This is a genomic window from Limosilactobacillus reuteri (assembly GCF_002254085.1).
GTDB lineage: Bacteria > Bacillota > Bacilli > Lactobacillales > Lactobacillaceae > Limosilactobacillus > Limosilactobacillus reuteri_K.
On record NZ_NGPY01000015.1, the window covers coordinates 1 to 13,003 of the forward strand.

The 13,003-nt window shown below is 38.5% G+C and carries 27 protein-coding genes, 1 tRNA gene and 1 pseudogene; 3 read left to right on the top strand and 26 right to left on the bottom strand.

Annotated features, from left to right (window positions below):
* Positions 1 to 97: pseudogene (locus CBG10_RS04020) on the top strand (IS30 family transposase); the annotation flags it as partial.
* Positions 98 to 103: 6 nt separating this feature from the next.
* Here the strand turns inward: CBG10_RS04020 and CBG10_RS04025 are convergent.
* From CBG10_RS04025 to CBG10_RS04045, 5 genes are read right to left on the bottom strand one after another with little or no spacing between them, the layout of a single operon-like run.
* A complete protein-coding gene (locus CBG10_RS04025; protein WP_094511721.1) occupies positions 104 to 319 on the bottom strand; it encodes a hypothetical protein in 216 nt (71 codons plus the stop codon).
* A gap of 10 nt (positions 320 to 329) precedes the next feature.
* On the bottom strand, positions 330 to 1,280 hold the full coding sequence (locus CBG10_RS04030; protein ID WP_094511723.1) for a minor capsid protein: 951 nt from the start codon (positions 1,278 to 1,280) through the stop codon (positions 330 to 332).
* Positions 1,280 to 2,941 (bottom strand): phage portal protein, encoded by a 1,662-nt coding sequence (locus tag CBG10_RS04035; protein ID WP_094511724.1) that lies wholly within the window; start codon positions 2,939 to 2,941, stop codon positions 1,280 to 1,282. Before CBG10_RS04035 ends, CBG10_RS04030 begins: the two co-directional genes overlap by 1 nt.
* The gene (locus CBG10_RS04040; protein WP_094511725.1) at positions 2,941 to 4,236 is read right to left on the bottom strand and encodes a PBSX family phage terminase large subunit; all 1,296 of its coding nucleotides are present in this window, start codon (positions 4,234 to 4,236) and stop codon (positions 2,941 to 2,943) included. Before CBG10_RS04040 ends, CBG10_RS04035 begins: the two co-directional genes overlap by 1 nt.
* On the bottom strand, positions 4,220 to 4,744 hold the full coding sequence (locus CBG10_RS04045; RefSeq protein WP_094511726.1) for a hypothetical protein: 525 nt from the start codon (positions 4,742 to 4,744) through the stop codon (positions 4,220 to 4,222). Before CBG10_RS04045 ends, CBG10_RS04040 begins: the two co-directional genes overlap by 17 nt.
* 102 nt (positions 4,745 to 4,846) lie before the next feature.
* Between CBG10_RS04045 and CBG10_RS04050 the strand changes: the two genes are divergently transcribed.
* Together CBG10_RS04050 and CBG10_RS04055 are read left to right on the top strand one after the other, a co-directional pair.
* Positions 4,847 to 5,032: a type II toxin-antitoxin system HicA family toxin gene (locus CBG10_RS04050; protein WP_242079307.1), complete on the top strand. Its 186-nt coding sequence runs from the start codon at positions 4,847 to 4,849 to the stop codon at positions 5,030 to 5,032.
* Positions 5,033 to 5,090: 58 nt separating this feature from the next.
* On the top strand, positions 5,091 to 5,474 hold the full coding sequence (locus CBG10_RS04055) for a type II toxin-antitoxin system HicB family antitoxin (RefSeq protein ID WP_016497200.1): 384 nt from the start codon (positions 5,091 to 5,093) through the stop codon (positions 5,472 to 5,474).
* Here CBG10_RS04055 and CBG10_RS11135 read toward each other — a convergent pair.
* The 21 genes from CBG10_RS11135 to CBG10_RS04145 form a co-directional block, all read right to left on the bottom strand.
* Entirely contained in the window at positions 5,464 to 5,616 is a 153-nt protein-coding gene (locus tag CBG10_RS11135) for a hypothetical protein (RefSeq protein ID WP_179225366.1), read from the bottom strand. The two genes, CBG10_RS04055 and CBG10_RS11135, sit on opposite strands and share 11 nt — an antisense overlap.
* A gap of 318 nt (positions 5,617 to 5,934) precedes the next feature.
* Entirely contained in the window at positions 5,935 to 6,150 is a 216-nt protein-coding gene (locus CBG10_RS04060) for a hypothetical protein (RefSeq protein ID WP_094511728.1), read from the bottom strand.
* A 361-nt stretch (positions 6,151 to 6,511) separates the two neighbouring features.
* Positions 6,512 to 6,591, bottom strand: a tRNA-OTHER gene (locus CBG10_RS04065).
* A 722-nt stretch (positions 6,592 to 7,313) separates the two neighbouring features.
* A complete protein-coding gene (locus CBG10_RS04070; protein ID WP_094511729.1) occupies positions 7,314 to 7,784 on the bottom strand; it encodes an ArpU family phage packaging/lysis transcriptional regulator in 471 nt (156 codons plus the stop codon).
* A gap of 88 nt (positions 7,785 to 7,872) precedes the next feature.
* On the bottom strand, positions 7,873 to 8,031 hold the full coding sequence (locus CBG10_RS11140; RefSeq protein WP_179225367.1) for a hypothetical protein: 159 nt from the start codon (positions 8,029 to 8,031) through the stop codon (positions 7,873 to 7,875).
* A 14-nt stretch (positions 8,032 to 8,045) separates the two neighbouring features.
* Entirely contained in the window at positions 8,046 to 8,252 is a 207-nt protein-coding gene (locus tag CBG10_RS04075) for a hypothetical protein (RefSeq protein ID WP_094511730.1), read from the bottom strand.
* Positions 8,252 to 8,506, bottom strand: a complete 255-nt coding sequence (locus CBG10_RS04080; RefSeq protein ID WP_094511731.1) for a hypothetical protein — start codon at positions 8,504 to 8,506, stop codon at positions 8,252 to 8,254. The genes CBG10_RS04075 and CBG10_RS04080 overlap by 1 nt, the downstream gene beginning before the upstream one ends.
* A 10-nt stretch (positions 8,507 to 8,516) precedes the next feature.
* Positions 8,517 to 8,921 carry a DUF7448 domain-containing protein gene (locus CBG10_RS04085; protein WP_094511733.1) on the bottom strand — a complete coding sequence of 135 codons (405 nt, stop codon included), beginning with the start codon at positions 8,919 to 8,921 and terminating at the stop codon, positions 8,517 to 8,519.
* Complete coding sequence (locus tag CBG10_RS04090) at positions 8,921 to 9,133, bottom strand: hypothetical protein (protein ID WP_094511734.1); 213 nt, start codon at positions 9,131 to 9,133, stop codon at positions 8,921 to 8,923. The genes CBG10_RS04085 and CBG10_RS04090 overlap by 1 nt, the downstream gene beginning before the upstream one ends.
* The gene (locus CBG10_RS04095; protein ID WP_094511736.1) at positions 9,133 to 9,435 is read right to left on the bottom strand and encodes a hypothetical protein; all 303 of its coding nucleotides are present in this window, start codon (positions 9,433 to 9,435) and stop codon (positions 9,133 to 9,135) included. The genes CBG10_RS04090 and CBG10_RS04095 overlap by 1 nt, the downstream gene beginning before the upstream one ends.
* Positions 9,435 to 9,776 carry a crAss001_48 related protein gene (locus CBG10_RS04100; RefSeq protein WP_094511737.1) on the bottom strand — a complete coding sequence of 114 codons (342 nt, stop codon included), beginning with the start codon at positions 9,774 to 9,776 and terminating at the stop codon, positions 9,435 to 9,437. Before CBG10_RS04100 ends, CBG10_RS04095 begins: the two co-directional genes overlap by 1 nt.
* Positions 9,777 to 9,792: 16 nt before the next feature.
* Positions 9,793 to 10,137 (bottom strand): DUF7694 domain-containing protein, encoded by a 345-nt coding sequence (locus CBG10_RS04105; RefSeq protein ID WP_094511738.1) that lies wholly within the window; start codon positions 10,135 to 10,137, stop codon positions 9,793 to 9,795.
* Entirely contained in the window at positions 10,124 to 10,597 is a 474-nt protein-coding gene (locus tag CBG10_RS04110; RefSeq protein WP_094511739.1) for a class I SAM-dependent methyltransferase, read from the bottom strand. Before CBG10_RS04110 ends, CBG10_RS04105 begins: the two co-directional genes overlap by 14 nt.
* Positions 10,594 to 10,971, bottom strand: coding sequence for a hypothetical protein (locus tag CBG10_RS04115; RefSeq protein WP_094511740.1), 378 nt, complete (start codon positions 10,969 to 10,971; stop codon positions 10,594 to 10,596). Before CBG10_RS04115 ends, CBG10_RS04110 begins: the two co-directional genes overlap by 4 nt.
* Positions 10,952 to 11,170 (bottom strand): hypothetical protein, encoded by a 219-nt coding sequence (locus tag CBG10_RS04120; RefSeq protein ID WP_094511742.1) that lies wholly within the window; start codon positions 11,168 to 11,170, stop codon positions 10,952 to 10,954. Before CBG10_RS04120 ends, CBG10_RS04115 begins: the two co-directional genes overlap by 20 nt.
* 13 nt (positions 11,171 to 11,183) lie before the next feature.
* Positions 11,184 to 11,336, bottom strand: coding sequence for a hypothetical protein (locus CBG10_RS11145; RefSeq protein ID WP_179225368.1), 153 nt, complete (start codon positions 11,334 to 11,336; stop codon positions 11,184 to 11,186).
* Entirely contained in the window at positions 11,333 to 11,668 is a 336-nt protein-coding gene (locus CBG10_RS11440; RefSeq protein ID WP_225361503.1) for a hypothetical protein, read from the bottom strand. The genes CBG10_RS11145 and CBG10_RS11440 overlap by 4 nt, the downstream gene beginning before the upstream one ends.
* Positions 11,668 to 11,856, bottom strand: coding sequence for an integrase (locus CBG10_RS04130; protein WP_086141608.1), 189 nt, complete (start codon positions 11,854 to 11,856; stop codon positions 11,668 to 11,670). The genes CBG10_RS11440 and CBG10_RS04130 overlap by 1 nt, the downstream gene beginning before the upstream one ends.
* On the bottom strand, positions 11,843 to 12,265 hold the full coding sequence (locus CBG10_RS04135; protein WP_094511743.1) for a hypothetical protein: 423 nt from the start codon (positions 12,263 to 12,265) through the stop codon (positions 11,843 to 11,845). The genes CBG10_RS04130 and CBG10_RS04135 overlap by 14 nt, the downstream gene beginning before the upstream one ends.
* Positions 12,266 to 12,275: 10 nt before the next feature.
* Positions 12,276 to 12,530, bottom strand: a complete 255-nt coding sequence (locus CBG10_RS04140) for a hypothetical protein (protein ID WP_094511744.1) — start codon at positions 12,528 to 12,530, stop codon at positions 12,276 to 12,278.
* Positions 12,523 to 12,990 (bottom strand): hypothetical protein, encoded by a 468-nt coding sequence (locus CBG10_RS04145; protein WP_094511745.1) that lies wholly within the window; start codon positions 12,988 to 12,990, stop codon positions 12,523 to 12,525. The genes CBG10_RS04140 and CBG10_RS04145 overlap by 8 nt, the downstream gene beginning before the upstream one ends.
* Between the last annotated feature and the right edge of the window lie 13 nt (positions 12,991 to 13,003).

The window sequence follows — 13,003 nt, forward strand, 5'->3', positions numbered from 1 at the left end:
ACTGGTTCAAATCAATTGGTATCTGAATTCACGGCCACTTAAATGTCTTAATTGGCATACACCAATCGAGATCTTCTTGCTTAATCTACGTCACTAAATTCGTTCAAGTTATTTCTTGCAATCTGCCTTTTACAAAGTCATATTGACTATTCTTTCCAAAATCAATGCCTTTTAACTTTCCAACAATTTGAATTGTCAATGTTGAAAGTTCGCTATGATCTGGACAATCAATTTTTAGACTTTTAATGCAGGAAATACGTTTATCATTGATATATAAGCCATCGTCTTTTAGCTCAAATTTATCAATTCCTCTATACATTAAACTCACCTCACAATCCTAAATCTTCTAGCGCTTCCTTAACTGGCGTTTCAGCTGGAATAATATTACATGCACAGCGAGGGTGGAACGGTGGCACGTTAATACCGACTACAATGCTGTCAATCTTAACTTTTGTTCCGTCCATTCCTTCACAATACTTACAAACGTTGGTACTGTGACGGCTCACCACTTTAACGTACTTATAGCCGTTGTTTTTCAGGCTTTTTGCGGTTGCTTTCATCTGGCTTGCTTTTGCCTCAGTAACAAATATTCGTTCAAGGTTTGCTTTCGTGTGCATATAACGTTTCTGCACCGTTGACCGCCATTTATCAGAGTTATAATTCCACTGTTTATTACCCTCTAGCGCTTCTTTGGCTGCCTTTTTCAACGAATTAGGATTCATGTGATTGCTAATCTGAAAATCAATCACCTTGTCTAAATCCATTGAGAGCCGTTGTGCGTGCTTGAAGATAAGTGGCAGTGTATCTGTATCATTACCCGTTTGAACAGCTACACGCATTAAAGCACGGCGTCTCAGTTGGGTATTATATCCGCCGTGTTGTTTACCAGTTAATTCAGTCACCTTATTAACAATATCTGCTTGCTGTTCTTGCAGTCGATTAGCAACATCAAGGCCAAGCATTGCAATATTAATTCGGCTGGTAAGCTTCGCTACGTCCATGTTGGTCTTATATGGTAAACTATTCAGCAAAGCACCGACAACGGCTTTCTGCTGTGGTGTATGAGCTATATTGCGTAACTCACGTAAAGCGTCGAATACCGCTTTAACGTCTGCTGGGTCCGCTTTATCATTCCACTTCAAACCGTTATTGAAAAAATGATCAAAAGTAACTTCTTGTTTATGTTCTGCACGTTCAACAGCGTCACGTAATGCTTGCACACTAGAACTATTCGGATTAAATATCTTGTCTAACTGGTCAAACCATTCTTTATCCGTCATTACTTATCACCCTTTGGCTGTTCAACTTGTGCAGATTCGCCAGTAGCAAATACTTCACCAATACCAATTCGGCCTTTCTTGTAGTCGTCTGTTTTTTTGGCTTCTTCCTCTGCTTCATCATCAATCCGCTGTTGCTCATCATCAGGCGATACACCGGTAATGCGTTGCGTAATCTCACGCAATGACTTCATACTTTCAAGTCCCGGAATGCCAGATAAGGTTTGTACAAGTTGCGCTGTCTCCTCGTCATTCTTTGGCAAGTTAGGGTCAAAGTTAGGCTTGACCATATCAGCAAGCACAGAAATATCATTCTCACCGGGCAAAGCATTAATTTTGTTCCAGTAAGCAATACAAGCACTAATACGAGCACGTAAACCACGCTTGTATAGTGCTTCTTGTATCTTGCGCTCTTGATCGCTTCCCCAGAGCTTATAGCTCATTGCAACACCAGAAGCGTTAGAAGCAAAGTTAGGGTCGTTGACGTTTGGTGTATTGGTATACTTATGAATTTCATTGATTAAGAAATTGGTGTAAGTAGACCAGCCGGCGGAATCGTATTGCTTTGTAATATATTGAAGCGTAGGAGCTACGACTGTACGCTGTCCTTCACTTAATCCAGTACGTGCAATGTAAGGCTCCAAGTAAAACATATGATGTTTAGGATCAATGATCGGTCTAGGTGGCACCAACACAATTGGCTTACCATCTTTTCCCATTTGGACGTTGCCTTGCTTATCTTTTGCATAGATCGGCTGAGTCTTATTAGCAAAGCGACCGGTTGCTACCATAGCAGCATCGTTAAAATCTTCTTGGAAGTTTGCCATCGTGGAGATTGCCTTGTCTAATGCGTCCATCTGATCAATTTCAGGCTCCCAATCCCCTAAACGCTCTTCGTTGTTCTTGTATTCTGTCAACGGAACACGTTCAAAGAACAAAGGCTCTTGACCGTCAAATACAACGTTATTAACTGGCGAGTTAGTCTCAGGCAATCCGCCATCTGAATGATAGCGATATACCATCGAATCGGTGTAAATCTCGTAATTCTCACGTAGCAACTCATCTAAAACGCCTGTCTGATAGTAGCGAACAGCAAACAGTGGCTTAGCCTTGATTGAATCATCATAAACAACAAAACACGTTATCGGGTCAATCTTTGCTAGGTTCAATGTTGTTTCGCCTTCATTAACGTAGACAAGATCATAAGCACGACCCATGATAGATAAATCTTTCTTCATCATTTCATCAATGTAAGGCGTGTTTGCATTGTCGTTGTAATGAGTAAGTAAGTCATCAAGCCTTTCGGATAAAGACTTCATGCTGTCATTATCAGTCGCTATCTTGTATTGAATATCGTTACCTATGAAGTAGCCCACACGAATATTAGTAATATAACGCGCAAAGCCTGTTGACACCCGATTATGCGCATTATCCGGATTGGGTGACCCAGCCCACTTCTTAATCTTGGTGTCAGCATAGTAATAGCGCATAAGCTCTTTTAATCGTGGCACCTCTCTATCAATGTGGTGACGAATGAACTTATAAGCTGTTTCGTATAGTTGCATTGGATAATCTTTAATCGTATTAAAATAGCTAACCGGAACTTGATATTCTCGGTTAGCTTCCAAATCAAAGCGATGTTGTTGTGGAATTGTGTTTTGCATTAAATATCAAGCCCCATTTCTCTAGCAATGTGATACTGATTACCCCAATCGACACCCATTGAGCCATCATACATATCCATATACTGTCTAACACTATACCTTAACGCATCAATTGCGTGATTATTTTCATCTTTAGGACGATTGAGTGTGTTACCGATGTTGTCAGTATCAAATACATAATTGTTGAACTCGTTCCAAATGTTTTTGCATTTCGGGTGAACGTGGATTTTGTATTGCCACAATTGATCTATTCCAGCCTCTATTGGCGTTTTAACAACAGATTGAATATTATCTATATCCAAGTCTAAAAGCTGTTGTGTGCGCTCTGGTGAAGCGGAATCAGCATAGATATTCGCATGCTGATAGCCGTTATTTTTGAGCCATTCAGCAATGTGTGGCGTTGTTTGGTGATACGTATACATTTCATCGTAGATCCAAATATTCTTGCTCTTTGGATCAATTGCCAATGCTACAAACGCATTCGGGTCACCACCAAAGCCGTAATCAAGCCCAAATCCAGCGTGCCCGCATTCGGTCAGCTTTTCTTGTGGGTCAAATTCAACACGTTCAACGTTATCTTCAAAGACTAAGCCCTCACTTACTCCCCAGTCACCATCTGCTACCACCTTAGCACGGCGAGGATTAGTCTTATACAAATCCAAGTAACGTTGCCTATCTTGCTCATCGAGCCACTCATTACATCTGAAAGTAGTTGTTTGGGCGAACGTGTCGGTTTTACGTGTTTCTGGATCAAAGAATGTCCGCTTAAGCCAATGTTGAGCGTTCCACGGATTGAACGTCACTGTAATCTGCTTGAAAGCACCCGGAACATCAATTCGACCACGAATAGACTCTTGCAGAGTTTCCAATTTATCAGCATTTTCAATTTCGTAAGCTTCCTCAATCCACACAAATGACAAATACCCGTGCGTAACAGTGATTGAAGTAAGTTTCAAAGCCTTATCAAGCCCACGAAAGATAATCCGTTGACCTGTTGGCTTATAGACTATCTCCGGCATGGATGGATTGCATTTGAAAAGATGTTCAGCATGAAAACGATGGATAGCCCACACGAGATCCGCATAGGTTGACTGTCGATTAGTGTTTGAGTAGCGTCGCACAACAAGCAAGTTAGACCAAGGATATTTCATAAGTCGGTAAATCATATTGAGCGCTGTTGTTTTGCTCTTCTTGCTAGCACGCGATCCTTTTACAACACGGTAGAAATGCTTATCGTGCCAAAAATCGTAATAGCCACCGCCTACGATTTTCTGTAAGCTAATTATTTGCTCCATCGCTCTCATCCCCTTTCTGGTCGGTATCATCTTCTTTATCCGACTTCATATCGTCAGTAAAGACAATCTTTGTAATTCCTGTTTTATCATTCTTAAGTAACTTTGCTTTCTGCTCTGCAATATCTGCCTCAGCATTAGCCTTGCGAACCTTGGCTTTGTCTAGTTCTGGTGTGCTATTATCTGACAACATACCGGATAGTTTAAGGATAGAAGTAGCTGCTTGCAGCTTCACCATTTCAGATCTTGCGTCTAACAAATCAATTAATGTTCTTAAAGCTAAGCTCTTATACTTTCCTCTAACAGTTTTAGAAGCATAAGCATTAAAGGCTGGCTCATACCACGAACGCTTACGCCAATGTGACACAGTAGTCTCATTCTTTAAGCCTAATTTAGGAGCAATTTCTTTATTACTATGACCACCTTCAAAGTCAAGTATGACAAGCGTCTGCTGAGCTTTTGTTAAGCTTGAAAAAGGGTCATTTCTTGCTCCATCTTGCTTCTTACTCATAGCATATCACCACACCACCTTTCTAAAAAATACGTGCTAAATATGTATAATTCTATTGACACACGTATTAAATACGTGTATTATAATAAGTGTTGAAGGGAAGTGAAACATTTGGTACAACGTCGCAAGGTTGAAAAGAAATTCAAAGATAATGGCTGGTACTTCGTTAGACATGGTGGTAATCACGACATTTGGTCAAACGGTAAAATTAAAACCCAACTGCCACGTCACCCGAAGTTTAGCGATAAGCTATACAATGCTTTGATAAGAAAATTCAACCTAAAGTAGTAAAGCAAGGCTCTTAATTGAGCCGAGCTTTTGTGTACCAAAATTAAGGAGGATCACTATGGACGACATTAAAGTATTTCCGATTATCATTACTAAAGACGATAACAGCGACTACCCTTACTTTGTCGAAATTCCAGATATTAACGGAATGACTGAAGGTAAGTCAATTGCAGATGCAATGGAAATGGCAAAAGACTACATCGGTACTTATTCTCTTGAAGATAAGTTACCTGAATCAAATACCAAATTACCTCAAGCTAAAGATGGTGCAACCGTTACTCTTGTTACCATTAACGTTTCAGAATACAAGCGCAAGCATGATAACAAAGTAATTAAGAAGACTATCACCATTCCTAATTACTTAAATGAATTAGGTAAAGAAAATGGTATTAACTTTAGCGAAGTAATGACGACTGCGCTAAAAGAAAAACTTAGTGTTTAATATTTTTGTATACTTTAAAAGCCGACAAGCGTTGACCTGTCGGCTTTTTCTTTGCTAATCGTTTCCTAGTGCGTTCAGCATGAGCTAACATATGCAATTCGGCTCCACTGTTGGTAAAGCCCCAGTTTTTAGTTGTTCTCATAATTATCTCCAAATAAAAAAGCCAGCCGTTAAGCTGACTTATATAACAGCATATATGTCATATGTTTATTATTATGTATACAAATAATACAAATATTTAATTCTTTAAATAAACGTTGTTATATCAACGTTTAGAAGAGACAATCACCAGATATCTTTGATTGACAATTAATTGTTAGTAACGTATTATACTAGTGTACAGAAAAAGCAATTACGCTTTTTGCCTTTACGTAATTGCTCTCGATGCTAACCCACATTGCTGTGCGTCTTGATTGTACCTTGCTCCGTCAAGCAAGGTTTTTTTATTTTAAATTTTTACTTAATGGCAGCGAATAATAGCTGCACAAATTGCACATACTATTGTTGTGACTGCACCCATAAACAAGCCAAAGTACAGTAAGTGGATTACTGCAAATTGGACAGGTTCTGAAAAACCTTTCAGTTTTTCAAGAATTTTAGGTATGAATCGCATACCTACATCATATTTACCTTTCATAAAGCTAGAGGCACTCTCAAGATTTACGAGCTTCTGCATTTATGCATCCCTCCCTGTGTGTATTAGTCGCCTTTGTGACAAACGCACAGTAAGAGGTTGGTTAGCATTATTTAGTATACCATTTAAATCATTTAAACATAGAGTTAATTTCAAAATTAAGCGTGTTCTTAGCCATTTTAACTATATGATGACGTTTTATATTAAACTCTCGCAAAATGTATTATACACTTTGTGAGAGCTTTTTTAGATACAAAAGCCTAGCCACAATAGCTAGACTTCTGAAGGTAATTTAAATTAGTTTAACGTCATTTCGGACAATCAAGGCTAATGGAAGAAACATCTTAGTAAGTAGGTGCTTCCTCCTTTCGTTGATTGTTGTTAAAAGTAGATGAGCCTTGAATGCTGATGGACGGAATCGAACCGCCTTCTCCACGTTGAAACGGAAACAACTGTGGTGCTTTACCATTAAGCGACATCAGCATAAGCAAAGCGGTTGCCCCGCACTAGGCTCCGTAGAGTATCTAGCACTCTTCCACTTTAAAAGGCAACTCTTTTTTCTAGCTTTGCTAATATAAATATCACGGCGTGTGACAAAAAAATACTATGCAATTACGAAAAAGGAGCTTTCATCTCCTATCATAGTTAAATTTGCCGTGATAAAGCTGAGAGGTGGATTCAAACCACGCTTTTGCCACACGAGACCGGTTGTGTGCCCATCTTGGACCTCAGCAAGCAGTGCGACTCGTAAGCACTGCAATTGCGAATATTGGGAACTGCCCCCATAAATATTGGACCACTCCAGGATACTTGGCATCTAATTTGCATATTCGCATAAAAGACTGACACAATATATTACTAATTATTTATTAAGAAGAAGTTTCATATTAGAACTCATAAGTACACTATTTCATCAACTGCTGTAATCCGCTATGGGTCGTGTGTGTCAGTCTTAAACATAAATCATGATTTACTGGGAAACCTGCCGTTTCCATGAGCAGCTTCCCTATGTGGAATTATGGTCTCTGCCACCACTTGAGGGCTTATATAACCCTTTTTCCACAACTCTTTCGATGGCTTTATCGAATTCTTTCGACAATAGCATTATCTAATAGAAAGTTGACCACTGATCAACCAACTTTTGACCAATTTTCAACCCAAGATTGACCAATAATTGACCCAGAATGCACCCAAAAAAGTCCGTTTTAGCAAACTTTCTCACTTTCATAGCGTCTAAGTTCGGGAATCAATCCTTCTTTCCCCCGTTTTACCTTGAACCTCTCACATGCTGGATCAATACAGTCTGCAAATTCGCAACAAGCCTTTTTCAATCTTCTACGGAATGCTCCGTTACCACTAACAGCTAATTGGCATCTAATGGTATCGTCTGGTAGTTCCTTGATGTACTTGCTAATGATAATCGCTTGGCTTTCCTTGCTACACCCTTGAATAGCGTAATGAACTGCGTACAACGCACTAGCGTAGATACTATGTTCAATCATTGCGTTTTCTGTACCATTTCCTTTTGCTGGTGCTTTTGGCATTCCGTCAAACGATGGTGAGCTATAATCACCCCACGCTCCAGACCGCCGTTTAATTACTGGGTATCGGTCATAGAAGAAATTCTGTACCGCGTGATATGTGCCGTTCACGTCCAAAGTTTCAAATAAAGCCATCGTTTTACCTCTCCCTTGTGATATAATGAATTTTGGTATTTTTCTTAATCTTCGAGAGAGGCGTCCGTTTAACAACGGGCGTCTTTTTTTATCGCACGGAAGTAATAACCATTTGAATAAGGATCAACATAAATAGCCCAAATACGGCTGATCCTATAAACTCTTCATCAAACTTACATATAATTTCAGTAATAATAATTGCTGAGAAGCATACTAACGAAACTAATTGAAGTAATTCTTTAATCATTTTTCATCTCCTAATCAATCACACTGTCTTTTTATCCCATAACCTGTACTGCTATCTAAGAAGATTAAATCTTCTTTAGGGAAAGCCATTAAACCGCCATCTTCAAACGTAATAACGTACAGTAAAGGATCACTTCTATCAAATTTCTTTACAGAAGAAAGAACATGAATACGACCAGTTTTTCTTAAAACGACTAGAGTTTTTTCTCCGACTCTTTCCATTAGTCGCACCTCTCATATGTCCGCTCAAATATGCTCCTCTTAATCGGCCAATGTTCACCATCAATACCAGTCGATATATAATCACCTTTCTTTAGCTCCATTGAACCTTCTTTTGTTGGAATTACGTAGGTAGTTTCTTCTTTACTTTCAATCGCTTTGGCTAAATCAACAATCCCGTAGCGACTAATCATTTCATCAGAACCATCAAATTGTTCTGCTTCAATTGGAACTATCTTTTTATATTTGTGTAGCATAGTTACCTCCTTATAGATAGTCGATTTCCTTACCATTCTCGTAGACTACGTGGGAATAATAGCCGTTATGGTCGTTATATACACCGAAATAATATTCTTTGTCATCACTGTCAACTAGTTTAAATGTCATTGCCGCGTCTGCCTCTTCATCAGACAGTGATAAACGTTCAGCCTGTTCTTTTGTTAACTCTTCATCTGAATAAATCGCTTTGACAAATAACTGTTCAGGAATATCATCGGAAAAACTTCCAAAATCATCACAACAATCTTGATAATCGTCAATTCCTAAAACAAAATTCTGAAAGTCAGCCTTAGGGTCAACAGCCGTAACATTCAAGGCAATTTCTTGACGTTTAACCGGTGTCGGGTTCTCTTCATCAATCTTGCATAGTGTATTTACTTTAATCATAGTCATCAGTTCAATAGCATCTCCTCTGCATAATTTTCTGGTTCAACTGGCCCATTGATAGCTAAATCATGCTCAGTCACCGGACTACAATAGCCATCGTTTTGTTGTTCGTAATAATCAAGCACAATGTTCTTAGCGCGTTGTTCGCTTTTAGCTATAACGAAATGATCTTCGCCGTCATACTCTGGATTAAGCATTACTACTTCGTAAATGTGCATTATTCTTCCTCCTCATTATCAGGAAGATAACTTCCACATAGCTCAATTAAGTTAGCAAACATCTTTGAATTAGGCTTATCTACATAACCAACTTCTAATTTAATTGCAGGGGTCCCATCAACTTTAATCATAGATAGCACAGTTTCGCCAGCGTATTTAACTATGACATCACCAGCAGATTGTTGCTGTAATTCAAAAAAGTTACCGTTTAAGTCAACTTTTGTATTGTCTTTTGTAATGATTTCACAGCTTAAATGTGAATCTAATTTAGTAAGTTTCTCTTGTAATTCATTTTTTAGCATTACAAACGCTCCTTAATCTCATCAATTCGTTGCAAAAGTACATCAGCGTACGTTTGCATAGCATTGTACTGGATAATCATTAAACGCTGTTCTTTATCGCTCAGATGTCTATACTCTTCTGTATCCATGAACTCATCTATTCGATTCAGTCTACCTGCAATTTCCGCATTCTCTTTTGAAAGTTTATTAGCTAATTCAATGTTAGTGGCAGTTTGTTTATCAGTAATTTCAAAGCTAAATGATTGAACATTGTCTCTGTTGCTTCTACATACATTAATAATTTGGAAATTATCCCACTTTACTTTTTGGATAAAGTCATTGAATATTTCTTCTTTTGTCATTATTCTTCCTCCTCGTTTAAACAAATAATTTTGGCGGTGTGGGTATTGTCTTCTCTTGTGGTTTCCATAAATGCAAGCATTCGTTATGCACATTAACGTAATCCTTTTTAGCTGGGTGTAATTCCATTACAACTTCATCTTCGTTAAAGCATATATCTTTCAACACGCACATAACTTCCCACGTTGGTATTCTCTTCTGGTTGACAGGAACAATTGATACATGATCCCAGCCACCACCATTGCTTGCGATAACTTCATATTTTCGTGCTTTGTACTTAAATTCAAACATCGCTCCATCATCACCTGTACCGGTTATCTTTGTGATTAACGGCGACTTCAGCACCTCTTTAATTGGTTTCATTTTTTATAAACACACTCCACTTTGTTTTACTCTTCATATCACCTAAAATCGGTTGCTGACCAAATGCTTCAAAAACTTTCTTAATCGGAATTTGATCCTCGTTCCATTTAAAAATCATTGTGCCGGTTGGCTTCAACACCCGCATGATCTCTTGAAATGCCTTATGAAATTCGTTTGGCCACGTCATCAAATCAATGGTTCCGTACTTTTTTGCCAACCAGGATGTTTTGCCAGCTCGGACCAAGTGTGGCGGATCAAATACAACCAGATCAAACGTTTCATCATCAAATGGGATGTTCTTCCAATCCGCTTGGATGTCTGGATTAATTTCAATCCTACGTTCCTTACCACGATCCATAGCTGTATAGACGGCTTTACGGATATCCATGTAGGTTGTATGCGGTTCTTCTTTGTCGTACCAAAACATGCGACTACCACAGCACACATCAAGAATTTTCATAGCATAAACCAGCTTTCCATATCGTAGATAAAGCTTTCCATCTTTCGTTTGTTAAATTGATATAGCAAAGTTGTTTCATCGCTGGGACTTCGAAACACAAGAGCTTCTTTACTAACTTCTAAATATCCGTTGTTATCAGTATTTTTATCATAAAATTCCCAATAATCTGCCCCAAAAGAATTAGCTTCTTTGGGAGCAAACGTCTTCCAGACTTTTTCTGCTTGTTGCTTTAAGAATTTAAGTAAATCAATGTTATCTAAATAGAACCGATAATCTAGAAGATCTTTTCTTTCTGTGTGGATTTGAATATTAGACCTATTCACCCGCACAATTAATTTTCTACCGTGTTCGTCTTCAAAAACTCTCTCTTCCATTACTCTTTCTCTCCTCTGCTGCTATCATCAACTGCATTAATTGAACTGCCGGATCTACTCCCTGTTCCTTACATAACACGGTAATCGCTTGATATAGAACTCCCATAATCTCTTTGGGTTCAAACCCTAGCGCATAAAAGCCAGCTAAGCATTTATCTTTATTAACTTTTAGGACAATGGTTTCGCCATGTTTATTCATTTCTTCAAACTCCTCATAAATCAATTAAGTTGGCAACTACGAAAGCAATAATTATCAATCCAATAATCAGGCCAAATATTGTTTCAAGGCTAACCTTGCAGATAATCATTGTGATAATAATTGCCGTTACACAGACAATCCCCACGCATAACGGTAATTGCTTCATTTCTTCCACCTCTTAGGCTTTCTAGCTGGCATTGACCACCATTGTGACCACTCGTAGCTGGTGTGATCGTGCATAGCCATCATATGCTTTGCTTTAGCAATTTGACGCTTACGAGTGCGCTTGATTCCGCTTGGCCGTGCATAGCCTAATATAATTGCTCTCAAATCTTTAAATGCTTTTTTATTACGTCTAGTTTCAATTTGAGTTTTAATTTCAAGAGTGCTTGGCTTATATTGCAATAAATCTTTAGGTGGTATAGATGAGCCGTCTTCAAATTTAACCGGTTCCCATCCGTTTTTGTTTTTAGTAAAATACTGAATTTTGTCATTCATTAACCCTTCACCTCATATAGTAATAGCCTGTTATCTTTAGCTCGCTTATGTGTTGTTGGGTAAGTTAGGTAGATCATCTGCTCAATAGTGCGATGATACTTCTTTGCAAGCTCAACAATCGTGCCACCATCAACGTATTTGTCACCTTTATACATGGCGAAATAACGATCTTTTTTAGTCCGCCTCATCGTCTTTGACCTCTTCAATACCTGTCCGCAATAATTGGTCAAAATAAGCTATGCCTTTAAATCTTGTGTCATTTCTCAATTGATCTAATTCATCCCAAGTGAAAGTTTGTTTCAAAAAGTGATTTGGAGCGCATGCAAAAATCTTGCCATGAATATCACGCTCACAGGATAAATATTGCTTACCGTGACTGGAATTCAAACCTAGAAGTCGCACTCGGTAACGCTTGACTCCTGAACGTTGCCATTGACACAGTAATTTCTGGACTTTTTGTAATTTATCTAGATTGGCCTTGTCATCAGCTGTAATTTCAAATTGGCGTGGTTCTTGTGAAACTATTGTGACCCAAATATGATGGGGAGTTTCATCGTTAATTTCTTCTAGTGATTCTATAAGTTCATCAAATCTCATCTTTGACCTCCTAAGCCATGCCCTGAGTTACAGCATATTGTTGCCATTCACCATCGCCATAATTACCACAGCGATAGATAACGCCACTCATAAAACCATCAACAATCACATAAATCATTACCGCATTTGGATATTGGAGGTATATGTCATGCAATGTTGCGGGTAATTGAGGATTAACTTGTTTCCAATAGACACCACAATCTAAATAAATTTCTATTTTGTGTGCCGGATCATTAGAAATTAAAACATCATCCAGTTTATTCATCGTCTTTGACCTCTTCCTTCATTGAATCAATCGCAGGTGCAAAGTGTGGATTATCTTTCTTAAGTTGCTCTAATTCTGATTCGGTAAAGATGTCTGCAAAATTCTTAAGAGTAACCATGCGCCAAGTAGCATCTATATCTAAATAAGCATAGTTAGCTTTCCCATTACGATCATCAATCCACCGCAGACGATACTTCTTTTCGGGAAAACGTTCTTCGACTGGCGTATCAAGTAGTCGCTGGATAACGTCCATGGCACGTGCTAGGTCTTCTGGTGCAACGTCAGTTAAGCCACCCCAATGTTTTAAAACCGTATCCCAGTTAACCGCCTTAGTATTCAATTTTAAGAACCAATTATGGCTTATCATGTCTTTTGAAAAAACGTTCAAATAGTCGCCATCCACTTTTGCTCTCACTGTCGTAGTTGCGTTAATAAAATTCAATGCTTCTTTAATCTTCATTAGCTATTCCCTC

Excerpts from the sequence above, each read along its gene's own strand:
- CBG10_RS04025 (WP_094511721.1), bottom strand. The coding sequence starts at position 319 with ATGTATAGAGGAATTGATAAATTTGAGCTAAAAGACGATGGCTTATAT.
- CBG10_RS04030 (WP_094511723.1), bottom strand. The coding sequence starts at position 1,280 with ATGACGGATAAAGAATGGTTTGACCAGTTAGACAAGATATTTAATCCG.
- CBG10_RS04035 (WP_094511724.1), bottom strand. The coding sequence starts at position 2,941 with ATGCAAAACACAATTCCACAACAACATCGCTTTGATTTGGAAGCTAAC.
- CBG10_RS04040 (WP_094511725.1), bottom strand. The coding sequence starts at position 4,236 with ATGGAGCAAATAATTAGCTTACAGAAAATCGTAGGCGGTGGCTATTAC.
- CBG10_RS04045 (WP_094511726.1), bottom strand. The coding sequence starts at position 4,744 with ATGAGTAAGAAGCAAGATGGAGCAAGAAATGACCCTTTTTCAAGCTTA.
- CBG10_RS04055 (WP_016497200.1), top strand. The coding sequence starts at position 5,091 with ATGGACGACATTAAAGTATTTCCGATTATCATTACTAAAGACGATAAC.
- CBG10_RS11135 (WP_179225366.1), bottom strand. The coding sequence starts at position 5,616 with ATGAGAACAACTAAAAACTGGGGCTTTACCAACAGTGGAGCCGAATTG.
- CBG10_RS04060 (WP_094511728.1), bottom strand. The coding sequence starts at position 6,150 with ATGCAGAAGCTCGTAAATCTTGAGAGTGCCTCTAGCTTTATGAAAGGT.
- CBG10_RS04070 (WP_094511729.1), bottom strand. The coding sequence starts at position 7,784 with ATGGCTTTATTTGAAACTTTGGACGTGAACGGCACATATCACGCGGTA.
- CBG10_RS11140 (WP_179225367.1), bottom strand. The coding sequence starts at position 8,031 with ATGATTAAAGAATTACTTCAATTAGTTTCGTTAGTATGCTTCTCAGCA.
- CBG10_RS04075 (WP_094511730.1), bottom strand. The coding sequence starts at position 8,252 with ATGGAAAGAGTCGGAGAAAAAACTCTAGTCGTTTTAAGAAAAACTGGT.
- CBG10_RS04080 (WP_094511731.1), bottom strand. The coding sequence starts at position 8,506 with ATGCTACACAAATATAAAAAGATAGTTCCAATTGAAGCAGAACAATTT.
- CBG10_RS04085 (WP_094511733.1), bottom strand. The coding sequence starts at position 8,921 with ATGACTATGATTAAAGTAAATACACTATGCAAGATTGATGAAGAGAAC.
- CBG10_RS04090 (WP_094511734.1), bottom strand. The coding sequence starts at position 9,133 with ATGCACATTTACGAAGTAGTAATGCTTAATCCAGAGTATGACGGCGAA.
- CBG10_RS04095 (WP_094511736.1), bottom strand. The coding sequence starts at position 9,435 with ATGCTAAAAAATGAATTACAAGAGAAACTTACTAAATTAGATTCACAT.
- CBG10_RS04100 (WP_094511737.1), bottom strand. The coding sequence starts at position 9,776 with ATGACAAAAGAAGAAATATTCAATGACTTTATCCAAAAAGTAAAGTGG.
- CBG10_RS04105 (WP_094511738.1), bottom strand. The coding sequence starts at position 10,137 with ATGAAACCAATTAAAGAGGTGCTGAAGTCGCCGTTAATCACAAAGATA.
- CBG10_RS04110 (WP_094511739.1), bottom strand. The coding sequence starts at position 10,597 with ATGAAAATTCTTGATGTGTGCTGTGGTAGTCGCATGTTTTGGTACGAC.
- CBG10_RS04115 (WP_094511740.1), bottom strand. The coding sequence starts at position 10,971 with ATGGAAGAGAGAGTTTTTGAAGACGAACACGGTAGAAAATTAATTGTG.
- CBG10_RS04120 (WP_094511742.1), bottom strand. The coding sequence starts at position 11,170 with ATGAATAAACATGGCGAAACCATTGTCCTAAAAGTTAATAAAGATAAA.
- CBG10_RS11145 (WP_179225368.1), bottom strand. The coding sequence starts at position 11,336 with ATGAAGCAATTACCGTTATGCGTGGGGATTGTCTGTGTAACGGCAATT.
- CBG10_RS11440 (WP_225361503.1), bottom strand. The coding sequence starts at position 11,668 with ATGAATGACAAAATTCAGTATTTTACTAAAAACAAAAACGGATGGGAA.
- CBG10_RS04130 (WP_086141608.1), bottom strand. The coding sequence starts at position 11,856 with ATGAGGCGGACTAAAAAAGATCGTTATTTCGCCATGTATAAAGGTGAC.
- CBG10_RS04135 (WP_094511743.1), bottom strand. The coding sequence starts at position 12,265 with ATGAGATTTGATGAACTTATAGAATCACTAGAAGAAATTAACGATGAA.
- CBG10_RS04140 (WP_094511744.1), bottom strand. The coding sequence starts at position 12,530 with ATGAATAAACTGGATGATGTTTTAATTTCTAATGATCCGGCACACAAA.
- CBG10_RS04145 (WP_094511745.1), bottom strand. The coding sequence starts at position 12,990 with ATGAAGATTAAAGAAGCATTGAATTTTATTAACGCAACTACGACAGTG.